General features: G+C 64.8%; 9 protein-coding genes. 6 read left to right on the top strand and 3 right to left on the bottom strand.

The features are described 5' to 3' along the window. Positions 1-17 precede the first annotated feature (17 nt). From FJ319_05900 to FJ319_05885, 4 genes are all read left to right on the top strand, one after another. Positions 18-1,154 (top strand): aminotransferase class V-fold PLP-dependent enzyme, encoded by a 1,137-nt coding sequence (locus FJ319_05900; GenBank protein ID MBM3933822.1) that lies wholly within the window; start codon positions 18-20, stop codon positions 1,152-1,154. Between the two features lie 13 nt (positions 1,155-1,167). Continuing rightward, positions 1,168-1,539, top strand: a complete 372-nt coding sequence (locus tag FJ319_05895; protein MBM3933821.1) for a hypothetical protein — start codon at positions 1,168-1,170, stop codon at positions 1,537-1,539. A gap of 438 nt (positions 1,540-1,977) precedes the next feature. Further along, positions 1,978-3,276 (top strand): hypothetical protein, encoded by a 1,299-nt coding sequence (locus tag FJ319_05890; GenBank protein ID MBM3933820.1) that lies wholly within the window; start codon positions 1,978-1,980, stop codon positions 3,274-3,276. Between the two features lie 208 nt (positions 3,277-3,484). Further along, entirely contained in the window at positions 3,485-4,315 is an 831-nt protein-coding gene (locus FJ319_05885; protein ID MBM3933819.1) for an anti-sigma factor, read from the top strand. A gap of 85 nt (positions 4,316-4,400) precedes the next feature. On the opposite strand, the gene FJ319_05880 is transcribed toward FJ319_05885, so the two are convergent. Then, positions 4,401-5,567 carry a hypothetical protein gene (locus tag FJ319_05880; protein ID MBM3933818.1) on the bottom strand — a complete coding sequence of 389 codons (1,167 nt, stop codon included), beginning with the start codon at positions 5,565-5,567 and terminating at the stop codon, positions 4,401-4,403. Here FJ319_05880 and ggt point away from each other — a divergent pair. Continuing rightward, complete coding sequence (gene ggt, locus FJ319_05875; GenBank protein MBM3933817.1) at positions 5,488-7,134, top strand: gamma-glutamyltransferase; 1,647 nt, start codon at positions 5,488-5,490, stop codon at positions 7,132-7,134. The two genes, FJ319_05880 and ggt, sit on opposite strands and share 80 nt — an antisense overlap. A gap of 32 nt (positions 7,135-7,166) precedes the next feature. Here the strand turns inward: ggt and FJ319_05870 are convergent, their stop codons facing one another. Beyond that, the gene (locus FJ319_05870) at positions 7,167-9,518 is read right to left on the bottom strand and encodes a xanthine dehydrogenase family protein molybdopterin-binding subunit (protein ID MBM3933816.1); all 2,352 of its coding nucleotides are present in this window, start codon (positions 9,516-9,518) and stop codon (positions 7,167-7,169) included. Between the two features lie 472 nt (positions 9,519-9,990). Next, on the bottom strand, positions 9,991-13,203 hold the full coding sequence (locus tag FJ319_05865) for a glycosyl hydrolase (GenBank protein MBM3933815.1): 3,213 nt from the start codon (positions 13,201-13,203) through the stop codon (positions 9,991-9,993). 327 nt (positions 13,204-13,530) lie between these two features. Between FJ319_05865 and FJ319_05860 the strand changes: the two genes are divergently transcribed. Next, positions 13,531-14,127 carry a hypothetical protein gene (locus tag FJ319_05860; protein MBM3933814.1) on the top strand — a complete coding sequence of 199 codons (597 nt, stop codon included), beginning with the start codon at positions 13,531-13,533 and terminating at the stop codon, positions 14,125-14,127. Positions 14,128-14,334 lie beyond the last annotated feature (207 nt).

Below are 14,334 nucleotides of genomic sequence, written 5' to 3'. Positions count from 1 at the left end.
GCGGGGGTGTCCTTTCGATGTCCTCAAATTCCGTTTACAGCAGGCTGGGTGTCAGGCCCATCATCAACGCCGCCTCCTGGCGTTCAGGGGTCTCCGGCAGCCTGATGCCCGACGCCGTCGTCAAGGCGATGGCGGAGGCCTCCCGGTCGTATGTGGATATTTACGAGCTCAATCGCAAGGCGGGCGAAGTCATCGCGAAGCTTACCGGCGCGGAGGCCGGCATGGTGACGGCCGGCGCTTCGGCAGCAATGCTGCTGGAGGCTGCCGCGTGCATCGCCGGTAAGGACCCGGCGAAGATATCCCGCCTGCCGGACACCGAGGGGATGAAGAACGAGATCATCATCCACCACGCCCATCGCATCGGCTACGAAATAAATTTCCGAGCCGCAGGCGCGAAGCTGGTGATGATCGGCGACACGCACCATACGACGGAATGGATGCTCGAGTCCGCGATAAATGACAGGACCGCCGCTGTTGCATATGTCATCGGCCCCCGGCCGGGTGGCGCATTGCCGATGCCGGAAGTCGTCAGGATCTCCCATTCGCGAGGTGTCCCGGTCATCGTGGACGCCGCTTCCATGCTCCCGCCGCCGGAGAACCTCACGCGATTCGTCGCGATGGGGCCGGACCTCGTGTGCTTCAGCGGCGGCAAAGGCGTGCGCGGGCCGCAGTCCAGCGGCATCCTGTGCGGGAAGAAAGAGTTCATTGAGGCGGCTACGCTCAACGCGTCCCCATACGCGGCGATAGGCCGCCCGGCGAAGGTCTCCAAGGAGGAGATCGTCGGCCTGGTGACCGCGCTCGAGCTGTTTGTGGACACGGATTTTGACGCCCTCACACGCAAGTGGCTGTCCATGGCGGAGTACATTGCGTCCGAAGTGGCAAAAGTGCCGGGGCTGACGGCCGTGGCGGAGCCCGGCGAGCCCGAACACCTGGAGTTCGACACCACGCTGCCCCGCGTCGTGGTCAAGCGTGATTCATCGAAGCACCGCCTGTCGACCGACGACCTTGTAGACCGCATGGCAAGCGGGGACCCCTCCATCCGAGTAGTCAACAAGCTCTTCACCGGCGGCTTCTTCATCAGCCCTGTTACCCTTCAGGACGGCGAGCCCGAGATCATCGTTCGGCGAATCCGCGAGATTATGACCGCCCGCTAGCCCGGAGGCCCAAATGCCGATCTTGAAGTCGCTCGGCAGCCTCCAGCCAGGCACTATCTTCACGATCGCCGGGCAGGGTTACCGGGACGGCATCCAGGCGGCCGAGGCGGATGCCGGCTGGCCGCAGGGCATCGTCCGGCGGCCAGACGGCGACCTCTTGATCGGCGACCACAACGCGCACCGCATCTGGCGGATAGAGAGGGAAGGCATCCTCCATACCTTCTGCGGTGACGGCGTCAAGGGCGCGGCCGGCGACGGCGGCCCGGCGCTGGGGAGGCGCGCATTGCCGGTCCCCACGACCTCTTCCAGGACCGGCACGGCAACGTCTACTTCACAGACCTGTGGAACAACACTGTCCGGCGGATCGACTACAGGACGGGCATAATTACGCGTGTAGCCGGCTCCGGAAAAGCTGGCAGGGGCGGCGACGGCGGACCGGCGCTGGAGGCCGAGACGGACGTCGCTTGCGGGGTTGGGGTGGACGCTGACGGCAATGTGTACCTTGCAAGCGAGTTCGGCAACAACATCCGCAAGGTGGACGCGCGGACCGGAATCATCACCCGCTTCGCCGGCCTGGACGCCCGCCACTACGCCTCAGAGCGCGGCGCAAGCCGGCCATTTGCGGGGGCGCGGCTGTCGCTCTACGGCTACCACGGGGACGGCGGCCACGCCCTGGACGCGGCGATGTACTACCCGGAGCACATAGCTTTCGACTCTCGCGGTGACATGTATGTCTGCGAGCATCACCGAATCCGCAAGATAGAAATGCGGACCGGCCTGGTCGCGACGGCCCTCGGCACCGGCGCATTCACCTCCAAGGGCGATGGCGGGCCGGCTGATGAGGCAGGGCTGCAGTGGCCTGACTCCCTGTTCATCGATAAGCGGGACAACATCTACGTGGGCGAGAAGTGGGGCTATCGCGTCCGCAAGCTGGACGCCGGGACCGGCATCGTCTCCACGCTCGTCGGCAATGGCGTTCCCGGCTGGGGTGAAGAGGGCCTGCCCGGCAACCAGACGCACTGCAACGCTTGCGAGGCCGGCATCTGGGCGGACGAAGACGGCACGGTTTTTCTGGGGAGACCAGTCCGGCAGGACGCGCCGGTACGACGGCCGGACCGGCATTGTGACCACGGTCCTGGGCGGGACTAGCGTGCACGACGGCGGACCGGCGAGGTCAGCGTTCCTCTGCAGCCCGGCAGGGCTCGCCGCAGGCCCGGACGGCACGGTTTACGTCGCGGACGAGTGGAGTCACCGGGTCCGGGCAATCGACCCCCGCACGGGGCTCATACGAACGTTCGCCGGCACGAGGGCCAAGGCTTTCGGCGGCGACAAAAACGGGTCCGCCGCCTCCGCGTGGCTGGGCAACCCGTACGACGTTGCCGTGGACTCCCGCGGCAGGGTGGCCATTGCAGAAAAGATACACAACTTCATCCGGCGCGTGGACGAAGACGGAGTCATCCGGATCATCGCCGGCTCCTCATTCGCCCACGACCGCGGAGACGGCGGCCCGGCGATGGGGGCCTGTTTTACGAGGGTGCAGTGCGTGGGGTATGGGCCGGACGATAGTCTGTATATTGGGGACCCGGTTGGGCGGATACGGCGGATCGATGCGGTTTCCAATACGATTTCCACCGTTGCGGGGACGGGCATTTCCGGGTACTCGGGCGACGGCGGGCCGGCGGTCAGGGCGAGGATCGGCGCGCCGAGCGCGATCCGCTTCGACGGCGAAGGGAACCTCTACTTCACGGACTCGGCGTACCACGTTGTGAGGCGGGTTAGCAGGGAAGGCGCTATTTCCACGGTCGCAGGTTGCGGGAAGGCCGGTTTCAGCCCCGACGGCGCCAGGGCGGCGGAGGCATACTTCAACAAGCCACTCGGCCTGGCGGTCTCGCCGGAAGGCACGGTGTACGTGTCCGACACGATGAACCACCGCGTGCGCCGAATCGTCCCGGGCGGCGAGCTGGCCGCCGTGGCCGGCAGCGGCACTCCCGGCGACCTCGCGGACGGCGTCCTGGCCGGTTCCGCCCGGCTGAACGAGCCGCGTGGGCTCCTCCTCTACGGCGACCATCTCCTCATCTGCGACTCCCTCAACAACCAGGTGCGCGCCATCCGCGTCCGCTGATGGCGCTTACGGATTTCGTAAATATTGCGAGACACCGCACGGCCAGTAATAATTGTCTACGTATATGTACTGAAAATAGTCCGAAACGCCGATTGCAGGTATGTTTTTTATCTAGGTATATTATGGACGAAGCACCGGCGGCTAGTCTCGAAATATTAGTATACGTAGTCGCATACGTAGTTGAAACAGAGGCGGAGGAGGCGGGGAGATGAACAGTTTACCGTTCAGCACAGACCAGACTCACGGGTCGGTGACGCGCGAGCTGGAAAGGCTGGCATCCGGCTACCTCAACCGCAACTTCAGTCCTCGTTACAGCCGCGAATACTCCACTCACCTGGACGTTTGCACGACCTGCCGGGGCCTTGTTCAGCAATATATTCACGGCGAGTCCCTGAGCTTCGTCGCCGTTGAGTCGAGGGAGCCGAGGCCGAGCCCTCAGCCCGTCGTCAGGCCCAACCCCGCGGTTGCCGTTCGTCCTTCTCCGGGCAGCGACGCATATCAGGGGTGGATGTCCGGCAAGAGCTGGGTGGTGGCGGTTGCCATGCTGGCGCTCCTGGCCGTGGGCATGACGGTGTGGAATGCCGGGGTGTACTTGCGGTTCAAGGACAGGGAGCACACGGCCGCGGCGCAGCACAATCTCCTCAGCGCGATGGCAGGCGGCGCAGCCGTGTACAACCTCGCCGGCGCGGGCAGCGCGCCCGTCGCCACGGGCAGCCTTGTCCAGTCGGACGACGGTGAGACGGCGTACCTGCTTGTACAAAATCTGCCCAGGCTTCCCAGGGACCGCGCGTACCAGGTCTGGCAGGCCTCCGGCGACCGGCGCGTTTCCATCGGCACGTTTGTGCCTTCAGGCGCGGAAACGGATATCTTCACAATGCCGCTGGAGCTGACAATGGCCGAGCGCATACTGGTCACTGTGGAGGGAGAGGGGGGCAGCGCCGCTCCTTCCGGCGAGACGGTGATGGAGGGTGAGCGGCCGGAGATCAAGAAGCGCCTCACGCAATCGACGAAGGTGGAGGTTGCCAGGGCCAGGGGCTAGGGAAGCGAAAGGGATATGAATAGCAGTGGGCGGTCGGCATGCCGACCGCCCACTATCTTTTTCACCGAGGGTAGCCGTGAGAAGGCTATTTCCAGTCGACCTTCAGGGCCTTTACGGCGTTGCGCCAGAAGATATCCTCTATCTGGTCCTTTGTGTATCCGGCGTATTCCGCTGCATGCTTCATCGCCAGTAGCTGCTCATAAATGCACAGGATGGGCCGCCTGTTCGTCGTCAGCGGGTGCATCGTAAGCTTATCGGTTTTCACCTGTTGCCACGCGTGGCCGAACGGCACGTAATACCCGTGGTAGCCCGTGGAGTCGATGCCGTCGGACCCGTAGAAGATTCGCCTGTGGTCTTCCTGCTGGAACAGGGTTGTGAAGGCCCTCACCTCGCAGACTGCAGACAGGTCATAGTATATATTCGGCATAGCTCGCAGGCGGTCGATTGCCAGGCGTATCGGCTTCCAGATAAAGCTGCGCGCCGAGTGAGCGAGGATCCACTTGATCCGCGGGTACTTCTTCGTGTAGTTCTCCAGGTCCTTGAGGTTCTCCTCGTCGCCGCAGCCCATCTCTCTCGACAGGTGCAGGGTGACCCACATCCCGAGCTGGTTGGCGACTTCCATCTGCGGCTCCGTCAGGAACTCGTGGATGCGGCAGTCCTTCGCGTTTCCGCTCGTTGCGTAGATGCGATAGACCTTCAGGCCCACGAAGCCCCTTCGGAAATCTCGCTCAATGTCTTCGGGTGTGCAGGCGGGCGTGGTAAGCCTGTTCATCCTTGACAGCGGGTCCGCGCGGACCTCATTGAACATCATGTCGTTGTGCGCCTTCGTATTGGACCCCTTGGACGGCGTCCCCAGCACGAGGAAGTGGGCTTCGCGGCCGGGCATAATCGTGGAGGTCCATGCCTTCAGCCTGTTGAAATCTGCGTCCTCGAAATGGACCTCTGCGAGGGCCGCCGGGGCAATCTCCGACTTCTTGAACAAATGGATATGAGTGTCATACACGCGCTTCGGCACGAAGGAGTCGAGGTCCTCCTCCCATACTTGCCTGTCGTCGGCTCGGTAGTCGAAAGCCTGCGTCTGGGACACTGAACGGCACCTCCTGATTCGTCGCGTTAAATTGTAGCAGGTGGCGCGCCCGGTGCGCCACACGTTATTTCGAAGGAGTCTCGCGATGCGCAACTGGCACAAGTTCCCACCGCCGACACGCCCTGTGGTAATGGGCGCGAACGGCATGGTCTCCTCCGGCAGCATGCTTGCCTCTCAGGCGGGAATGGAGGTGCTGTCGGAAGGCGGGAATGCGTTCGACGCCGCCGTGGCAGTAGCTGCGACGCTCGGAGTTGCCGAGACGTACATGTCCGGCATCGGCGGCACAGGCTCGGCGGTGATGTATGTCGCGAAGGAGCGGCGCGTGCGCACCTTGAACTTCGGCGGGCGCGTGCCGTTCGGCCTGCAGGTGGAGGGGCTCAAGCTGGATGCCCTCGACCTTGGGGCGATGGCGCCGCTTGTGCCGGGGAATGTGGCCGGATGGCTCATGCTGCACGAGAAATACGGCACGAAGGACCGTGAGCGCCTTTTCCGGCCCGCAATTGACTACGCTGGGAACGGATTCCCATTCACCTACGCCAACAACTACCGTACCGACTACTTCGCGTGGCGACTGCGGCCGTTCCCCACATCGGCGGCAATCCTGCTAACCAATAACGGCCGAGCGCCGCGACCAGGCGCGAAGGTGGTCATGCCGCAGCTTGCGGCCAGCCTCACCAAGATCGCCAGGCAGGGCAGGGAGGTCTTCTACAACGGCGAGCTCGCGGACAGGATCGTCAAGCATACCCAGCGCGCGGGCGGGGTCCTTTCATACGAGGACCTGTCCACGTACAGGCCGGAGTGGGCCGACCCGGTCAGCACCCAGTATCGTGGCCACCAGGTATTCTCCACGGCCCCGGAGCTATGCGGCTTCCAGGTGCTGGAAGCACTCAAGATCATGGAGGGATACGGGCCGGAGGCGCTGAGACACGGCGATGCGGACAGCCTGCACATCCAGGTGGAGGCGTGCAAGCTCGCCGTCGCCGACCGCATCAAATACGCAGGGGAGGCCTCGCGCGCGATGGTGCCCGTGGCGGGGCTGCTGTCGGAGGCTTACGCGGCGAAGCAGAGGGCGCGCATTGACATGGAGAAGGCCGCGGCGGTGGAGGGCGAGTCTTACGCCCGGCCCCGGCCGGCCGGCGCGATCTCAGGCGGGTCGCCTGAGGAGCACAGCGGCGGGCACACGACGCACTTCGTAGTGGCTGACCGCGACGGGAACGTCGTGTCGATAACCCAGTCGCTGGGCCACTACTTCGGCTGCGGCCTGGCGGTTGGCGACACAGGCATTTTCCTCAACAACATGTCCATGGTGTTCGACGTGGACCCCAGCGCGCCGAACGCGATCAGGCCCGGCGGGCGCGGCGCTTCGCCGTACTCCGCGACGATCACGCTGAAGGGCGGCAAGTTCTACGCGGCGATAGGGACGCCCGGGGGCTGGGGAATCACGCACACGACGGCGCAGATGGTTATGAACGTGCTGGACTACGGCATGAACATCCAGCAGGCGATAGAGGCGCCGCTATTCCGTCTGTTCTCCGGCAGGAACGTGCACATGGAGGAGCGTGTCCCGCTCAACGTGCGGCGCGACCTTGAGATGCGCGGCCACGAGATCACCATCATGGAGCCGTGGCCGTACCGCGTCGGCGGAGGCCATTGCCTCTTGCTGGACCCCGAGTCCGGCATATATCACGGTGGGGCGGACCCGCGGAGGGATGGGTGGGCGGTGGGGGTGTGAGGAATAGTGAATTTAGAATAGTGAATAGTGAATTATCGGACCGGGATCCGGCTGTTCAATTCACTATTCACTATTCTCCCCGGATTCATGGGGAGGCTGCGGTGGCGGACGCCGGTGGCGTGGTAGATGGCGTCCGCGAGGGCGGCGATGGGCGGGGAGATGTTGGCCTCGCCGACGCCCTTTGCGCCGAAGGGGTGGTTCGGGTTCGGGACCTCGATCATCACCGCCTCGATCATCGGCACGTCGAAGGCCGTGGGCATACGGTAGTCCAGCAGGCTCGTGTTGAGCATCTTGCCGTCCGCGCTCATGAAGTATTCCTCGTTGAGCGCCCACCCGATGCCCTGCGCCGTGCCGCCCTGTATCTGCCCCTCCACGTAAGACGGGTGTATCGCCCGGCCCACGTCCTGCAGCGCGGTGTAGCGCAGAATCCTGACCTTGCCTGTCTCCGGGTCCACCTGCACGTCCACGATATTCGCGGAGTACGAGCCGGTTGAGCCCGTCGCCGCCAGGTTGCCGCGGCCGACCACCGGCCCGCCGGTCTCGTTGAGCATCGCGGCGATCTGCTTGAACGAGAGCTTCAACTCGCCGTCTGACTTGTGGCGCAGACCGCCGTCAGAGTACTCCACGGCGTCGAGCGGCACGCCCCACACCTTCGCCGCGCGCTCCCTGAGCTGGCGCTTGATGTCGTTCGCCGCGTCGTTCACGGCGTGGCCCAGCTTGAAGATGACGCTGCTGCCCGCCGTGTTCGTCGTGTAGCCGATGGAGTCGGTGTCGCCGATCGACGGGTTGATGCGGTCAACCGTTATCCCGAGCGCCTCGGCGAGCATCTGGGAGACGGCAGTGCGCGTGCCGCCGATGTCGATGGCGCCCGTAACCAGGCCGACCGTGCCGTCTGCGAGCACATTGGCGACGGCCGCGCCGGTGCCGACGTTGTTTCGGCAGAAGCCGATGGCGATGCCCCGCCCGAAACTGGCGGCTTTGCCCTTATTCCCCTCTCCTCCCAGCGGAGCGGTGTAGTGCGGGTGCGACTTCACCGCCTGCATGACCTCCATCGCGCCGATTGCGCCGTTCATGAGGCCGTCCGCGCGGCGCTGGCCGGGCCTGGCGGCGTTCATGATGCGCAGGTCGATAGGGTCCATGCCGAGGGTCTCGGCAAGCTCGGACATCGTTCCCTCGACGGCGAAGGCCATGCACGGCGTGGTGGGCGCGCGGTACGCGGCCGACTTCGGCTTGTTGGTGACAACGTCGTAGACGTCCAGCTCCGTGTTCTCGATGGCGTACGCGGAGAACACCGCCGCCAGCGCGGCCGCCATTGGCGCACCGGGAAACGCCCCGGCCTCCAGGAATATCTGCGCCTTGCCGGCCACCAGTCGGCCGTCCTTCGTCGCGCCCAGCTTCACCTTCACGTGAGTCGCGGGCGCGGGGCCGGTTGCCTCGAGCTCTTCGGCCCGGTCCATTACCATCTTGACCGGCCTGTCGCTCTTCTTCGCCAGCGCGGCCGCCACCGGCTCAAGGTACGGCTGCAGCTTGCCGCCGAAGCCGCCGCCGATCTCGGTGGGGATGATCCTGACCTGAGATACCGGCAGCGCGAGCAGCTTCGCAAGCTGCTCCTGTATGCCGAAGTGGCCCTGGCTGCACGTCCATACGGTAAGGCGGCCTGAGTCCCTCACCTGTCCCGATAGAATCGGGACATCCTCTCCCAGAGGGAGAGGAGAATTCGGTAAAGGTCTGTCCCATCTTGCCGTTGACGCATGTGGCTCGATATAACCCTGGTGGACGGACTTCGTGCGGAACTCTCGCTCGATGACGACGTCGGCCTTTGCGAAGCCGGCCGTGACGTCGCCGATGACGTGGCGCTGGTGCGCGGCGATGTTGTTCTTCTCAGGCAGCGCCGCGATGCTCGGCAAAGGCTGCCAGTGCGGGTGTAGCACTGGCGCGTCTGGCTTCAGCGCCTCCTCGATGGTCGTCACAGCCGGCAGCGGCTCGTAAACGACCCTGATCAGCGCAAGCGCCTCCTGTGCTGCGTGGAGGCTCGTCGCCGCGACGGCCGCCACGGGGTGGCCCTTGTAGAGCGCCCTGTCCTTCGCGAACACGTTGTCCAGCGGCGTCTGGTTGGGCAGGACGGTCCTGGCGATGGGTGGTGCGGGTGGGAGGTCGCGCCACGTGGCGACGGCGCGCACGTCCGGGTGCGTCTCCGCGGCGCTCGTGTCGATGGAGACGATGCGCGCGTGGGCGTGCGGGCTCCGCAGTATCTTGCCGTGGAGCATCCCCGGCAGGTAGATATCCGCACCGTATTGAGCGCTGCCGGTGACTTTTTCGACGCCGTCGTGCCTCACCGGCCGGGCGCCGACGACCTTGAAGTTGGGTTGGGTTGTTGTTGACATGGTAACGGTGTGTCGTCCTTCGAAATATCGTTAATGTGGGCCGGGCAGGCAGTGTCTACGGTGAGCGCCGCGCCAGTGGTGTGTCCGGCGAATTGGGAGGGTGTTGGGACCATCCCCCAAACCCCTTCCTGCCTTCGGCGGAAGGGGAAGAAGAAGACACGGGGCTTCGCCCCGTACCCCACTGAAGGCGAAGCCCTCAGACTCCCAAGTCATCGGGCCGTAGGCCCGATCGTCGATCCCTAACCCGGCTTCCCTGCCCCCTTACGTTTCTCCCCCTCAGGGGGAGATGTCCCGGATTTGCGGGACAGAGAGGGTGTCGGCTGTCTGTATTGTTCCTCTCCTGTGCTTGACGGGAGACCCCGATGCATCGGGGCGATGCCCCATCGGGACGGGTGAGCGTGATGGCTGTTCGGCCGTACCCCGTACCCTGTACCCCTGTTGTGGGGCTGTCCGGGTGGGGAAACACCCCCACTCACCCCACTATCGCCGGCACATTCAGTTTCCGCACTTCCATGTTGAACTTTGCCACGTCGCCGTCTATCAGCGCCTTCAGCTTGTCGGTCTGCTCGGCCAGCTTTGCGCTGAGGTGCTCCAGTACATCATACGACTGTCTGGTTGGGCGCGTATCCGAGTTGGCGACGACGGACGCAAGCTCCGATATCTTGGCGTTGATGCGGGTGGGCAGGGCGATGACGTCCATGCCGTCGATGGACTTTGTCTGGATTAGCTCCTCTTCGATCTCGGAGAGTTTGGCGCAGATGCCCTCCGCGTCCTTGCGGAGCGCGGCCAGAGGCTCCTTGCCCTTCGCAAGCTCCGACCACTCCTCGATCTGGCGGCGGACGGAGCGGATGCGGTTGATCGCCTCGTGTGTCTCGGTCACCCTGTCGCGGATCCGCATGAGCAGGTCGAAATGTGCCTTGAAGTCCTCGGCGATTGTGGCGATGCGCGGTTCCTTGACCAGCTCGAACGGCTGCGTGTAGCTCTTCACGCCGACCTTCAGCGTGACCTTGTACCTGCCGGGCACGGCGTACGGCCCGACGTGGCCGGGATCGATGTCGCCCTGCCCATTGATGCGGGTCGCGCCCGGGTAGCGCATGTCCCACACGAACCGGTTCATGCCTGGTTCCACGTGGATGAACTTCTCGGAGCGCTTCTTTGACCTGGCGCTGCCTGCCACCGGCGCAGGGCCGGTTGAGGGCTTCGCTTCCTCCGGCGGCTTCGGCGTGAAGGTGCGGATGGTGTTGCCCGCCTCGTCCTGGAACGTCAACGTTACCTCGCCCTCGGGCCTGTCCTTGAGGTAGTAGTGGACGACGACGCCCTCCGGCGGGTTCTTGCCGGCGTCCAGGAACACTTCCTCCACGTCGCCGTTGGGGTGCTTCTTCTCGTGCCACAGCGCCGCCGCGCCAAGGCGCAGCATGTACTTCGTCCCGGGTCCCGTCGTGCGGCCCGCGGCCATGTCCGGCGCCAGCCGGTAGGCGCTCGCCGGAGCGAACAGGTGCGCCGCCTCGCCGCGTATCGAGTCGGCGGCCTGCCGCAGCACGGCAAGATCGTCCAGCACCCAGAACGAGCGGCCGTGCGTCGCCGCCGCAAGCTCGTTGCCCTTGACCTTGAGGTCGTGAACGCCCACGGCGGGCAGGTTGCCGCGAAGCGACTGCCACGACTCGCCGTCGTTAAACGAGACGTATATGCCGTACTCGGAGCCGGCGTACAGCAGGCCGGGCTTCTCCGTGTCCTCGCGGACCACGCGTGAGAAGTTGCGGTCGTCGATGCCGCTCACGATCTTCGTCCAGGTCTTGCCGTAGTCGCTCGTCTTGAACAGGTACGGCTTGTGGTCGTCCAGCCGGTACCGGGTCGCCGCCACGTACGCCTTCGCCGGGTCATGGCGCGAAAGCTCGATCATGTTCACCGTGGACCACTCGGGCAGGCCCGGCGGGGTGATGTTCTTCCAGGTCTTGCCGTTGTCCTTGGAGATGTGGATGAGGCCGTCGTCCGAGCCTGCCCAGAAGACGCCCTTCTTGTGCGGCGACTCCGCGAACGAGAATATCGTCCCGAAATGCTCCACGAACGTCGTGTCGTGCGTGATGTCGCCGCCGGACGGCCCCATCTTCGTACGGTCGTTGCGGGTAAGGTCCGGCGTGAACGCCTTCCAGCTCATCCCCTGGTCCGTCGAGCGGAACACCACCTCCGCGGCGGCGTAAATCGTGTTGGGGTCGTGGGGGGAGAAGAGCAGGGGGTAGGTCCACTGGAAGCGGTACTTGTGGTCCTGCACGCCCCAGCCCCAGACGTACTCCGGCCATACCGACACCACCTGCGTCTGCCCGGTGCGCCTGTCGTATCGCAGCATCGCGTCCCCACCGCCGTCGGAGCTGCCGATCGCGCCGGTGAAGACGATATTAGGGTCGGAGGGGTGCACGGCCACCTGGCCGCTCTCCGAGCTGCCGACGAACTCGCACTCGGAGAACAATATTGCGCCCTTGTAGGAGCGGCTGGGGACGCTGATGGCGGAGTTGTCCTGCTGCGTGCCGTAGACCTTGTAGGGGAACTGGTTATCGGCGTCCATTCGGTATATCTGCGCGGTGGGCTGGTTGTAGATGGTGGAGAAGGTAGCGCCGCCGTTGAAGCTCACGCACGCCCCGCCGTCGTTGCCGTTGATCATGCGCTGCGTATTGCGCGGGTCGATCCAGAGGTCGTGGTTGTCGCCGTGCGGCGTCGTGACCTCAGTGAAGGTGCGGCCGCCGTCGTTCGATCGGTACATCTTCGAGCCGACGACATAGACCGTCTCCGGGTCCATGGGGTCGGCGACAAGGTGGCTGTAGTACCAGGGCCGCTGGTGGAGGTTGGCGGAGTTCGTGAGCATCTCCCACGACTCGCCGCCGTCGTCGGAGCGGTAGATGCCGCGGTCCTTCGACTCGACGATCGCCCACACGCGGCCGGGCCTTTTCGGTGCGACGGCGACGCCGACGCGGCCGCGCGGCCCCCTGGGCAGGCAGTGGGCGTAGGTGATCTCCTTCCAGGTATTGCCGCCGTCCTCTGTCTTGTAGATAGCGCTGTCCGGGCCGCCGCTGGAGAAGTTCCAGGGACGGCGGAGGTTCTCCCACGTTGCGGCGTACAGCACGCGGGGGTTCGCCGGGTCCATGACCAGGTCGCACGCGCCCGCCTTCTCGCTGCGGAAGAGCACCTTCGCCCAGGTGCGCCCGCCGTCTACCGACCGGAACACGCCACGGCTGCCATCGTGGCCAAAGATGTTGCCGAGAGCGGCGACGTACACAATGTCCGGGTTGGCGGGGTGGACCCGGACGCGGGAGATGTGCCGCGTGAGCTCCAGCCCCACGTGCGACCATGTGGCGCCGCCGTCCGTGGACTTGTAGACGCCGTCGCCCTGCGCGACGTTGCCGCGGACGCATGCCTCGCCCATTCCGGCGTAGATGACGTTGGGGTCCGACTCCGCGACGGCGATTGCGCCGACGGACGCCGTGTTGAAGAAGCCGTCCGACACGTTGCGCCAGTAGTTGCCGCCGTCGTCCGTCTTCCACACGCCGCCCGCGCACGCGCCGAAGTAGAAGGTGGCGTACTCGGTGGGGTGTCCCGCGACGGCCACGACGCGGCCCCCGCGGTGCGGGCCGATGTTCCTCCACCGCAACGTCCCGAGCATGGAAGGGTCGACAGTCGGCTTTATGGAAACCATTCGGCGTCTCCTCTCGTATTCTCAGGTACAGGTTGCGCGGTATTTTCGCACGGTGAAGGGCAGGGCGCAATGAGGCTCGACATTTGGGACGATTTGGCGCAACGCATTTCCCGGGATTGGGTAACTCAAATGCACAATGCCATAAAGGTATCGGTAAGTGGACCGTTACTGCTGCTGTTGATGGTAGCCTGCGTTTCGGATGCGCCGGGCACTCCCACGCGAGAGGCTGCCATACCAGCAGCGAGTATGCCCACTCCAACGGCTACACCTTTGGTCCAGGCCACAGCCATACCTGAGACCCCGGTCCCCACCGAACCCGCCCAGATCATGACGCCAACGCCAACCCCAACTCCTCTGCCCTCGGCTTCCGCAACTCCGGTTTCCACGCCAACAGTCCTCGCCTTTTCGGCCACGCCGGCGCCCACGCCATGCACGCAGGCCGTTGGAGACTTCATCCGCGAAATGTACGTAACGCTGGAGGAGGCCGTCGCGAACTCCGCGATCGTCGTGCTCGGGAAGCTGATTGGGAGAGAGGAAAGGCTGGAATCCGCCGGAGGCCCCGGGTTGACTGCCCGCGTCGTGTTATACGAGGTCGGAGTGGAAAAGTATCTGAAAGACGAAGGTGACGCCAGGGTGAAAGTCCTGCAGTTCGAGGAGTTCATCATGGCGCAACCGAACGGAATCGTCAGGCGGTCAGGAATGCCGGACTGCCGGTACCCGCTTCCGGAGGAAGGCCGGATTATCGTGTTTCTTCGCCACCATACGCAGATTACCGACGCCTACTTCCGGGTGACGGTCGATAACTACATCGACATCTCCGGCGGAACGGCCATCGTGGTGGGGCAGGGAACCGACAAGATGGCCGACGTTCGTGGCATGTCCGTCGATGCGTTAATATCCCGCATTGAGGCGTCCTCAAAGTGAGGAGCGTGCTTAAGTGGTCCACAGGTTGCTTGCTCTTGCTGTGGGAGGTCTCGCCGCCGCCGCGTGCTCCGCGCAGGCCGCAGCGCCCTGGACGACACTGCCGGCGGCGACGAGCCCCGCCGTGACTGCGCTCCCGGTCAGCATCGCGGCTACAGCGGCGCCTCCCGAACCCGCAGCCACTAGCGGGCCGCCGGAAAAGCCGGCGAT

It is taken from the genome of SAR202 cluster bacterium (assembly GCA_016872355.1).
Classification (GTDB): Bacteria; Chloroflexota; Dehalococcoidia; order Lucifugimonadales; family VGZY01; genus VGZY01.
Note: the sequence above shows the minus strand (reverse complement) of the source record. Positions and strands in the feature narration are given on the sequence as shown.

Bases quoted from the DNA above. Each gene is read 5' to 3' on its own strand.
- FJ319_05900 (MBM3933822.1), top strand. From the start codon at position 18: ATGTCCTCAAATTCCGTTTACAGCAGGCTGGGTGTCAGGCCCATCATC.
- FJ319_05895 (MBM3933821.1), top strand. From the start codon at position 1,168: ATGCCGATCTTGAAGTCGCTCGGCAGCCTCCAGCCAGGCACTATCTTC.
- FJ319_05890 (MBM3933820.1), top strand. From the start codon at position 1,978: ATGGCGGGCCGGCTGATGAGGCAGGGCTGCAGTGGCCTGACTCCCTGT.
- FJ319_05885 (MBM3933819.1), top strand. From the start codon at position 3,485: ATGAACAGTTTACCGTTCAGCACAGACCAGACTCACGGGTCGGTGACG.
- ggt (MBM3933817.1), top strand. From the start codon at position 5,488: ATGCGCAACTGGCACAAGTTCCCACCGCCGACACGCCCTGTGGTAATG.
- FJ319_05880 (MBM3933818.1), bottom strand. From the start codon at position 5,567: ATGCTGCCGGAGGAGACCATGCCGTTCGCGCCCATTACCACAGGGCGT.
- FJ319_05870 (MBM3933816.1), bottom strand. From the start codon at position 9,518: ATGTCAACAACAACCCAACCCAACTTCAAGGTCGTCGGCGCCCGGCCG.
- FJ319_05865 (MBM3933815.1), bottom strand. From the start codon at position 13,203: ATGGTTTCCATAAAGCCGACTGTCGACCCTTCCATGCTCGGGACGTTG.
- FJ319_05860 (MBM3933814.1), top strand. From the start codon at position 13,531: ATGACGCCAACGCCAACCCCAACTCCTCTGCCCTCGGCTTCCGCAACT.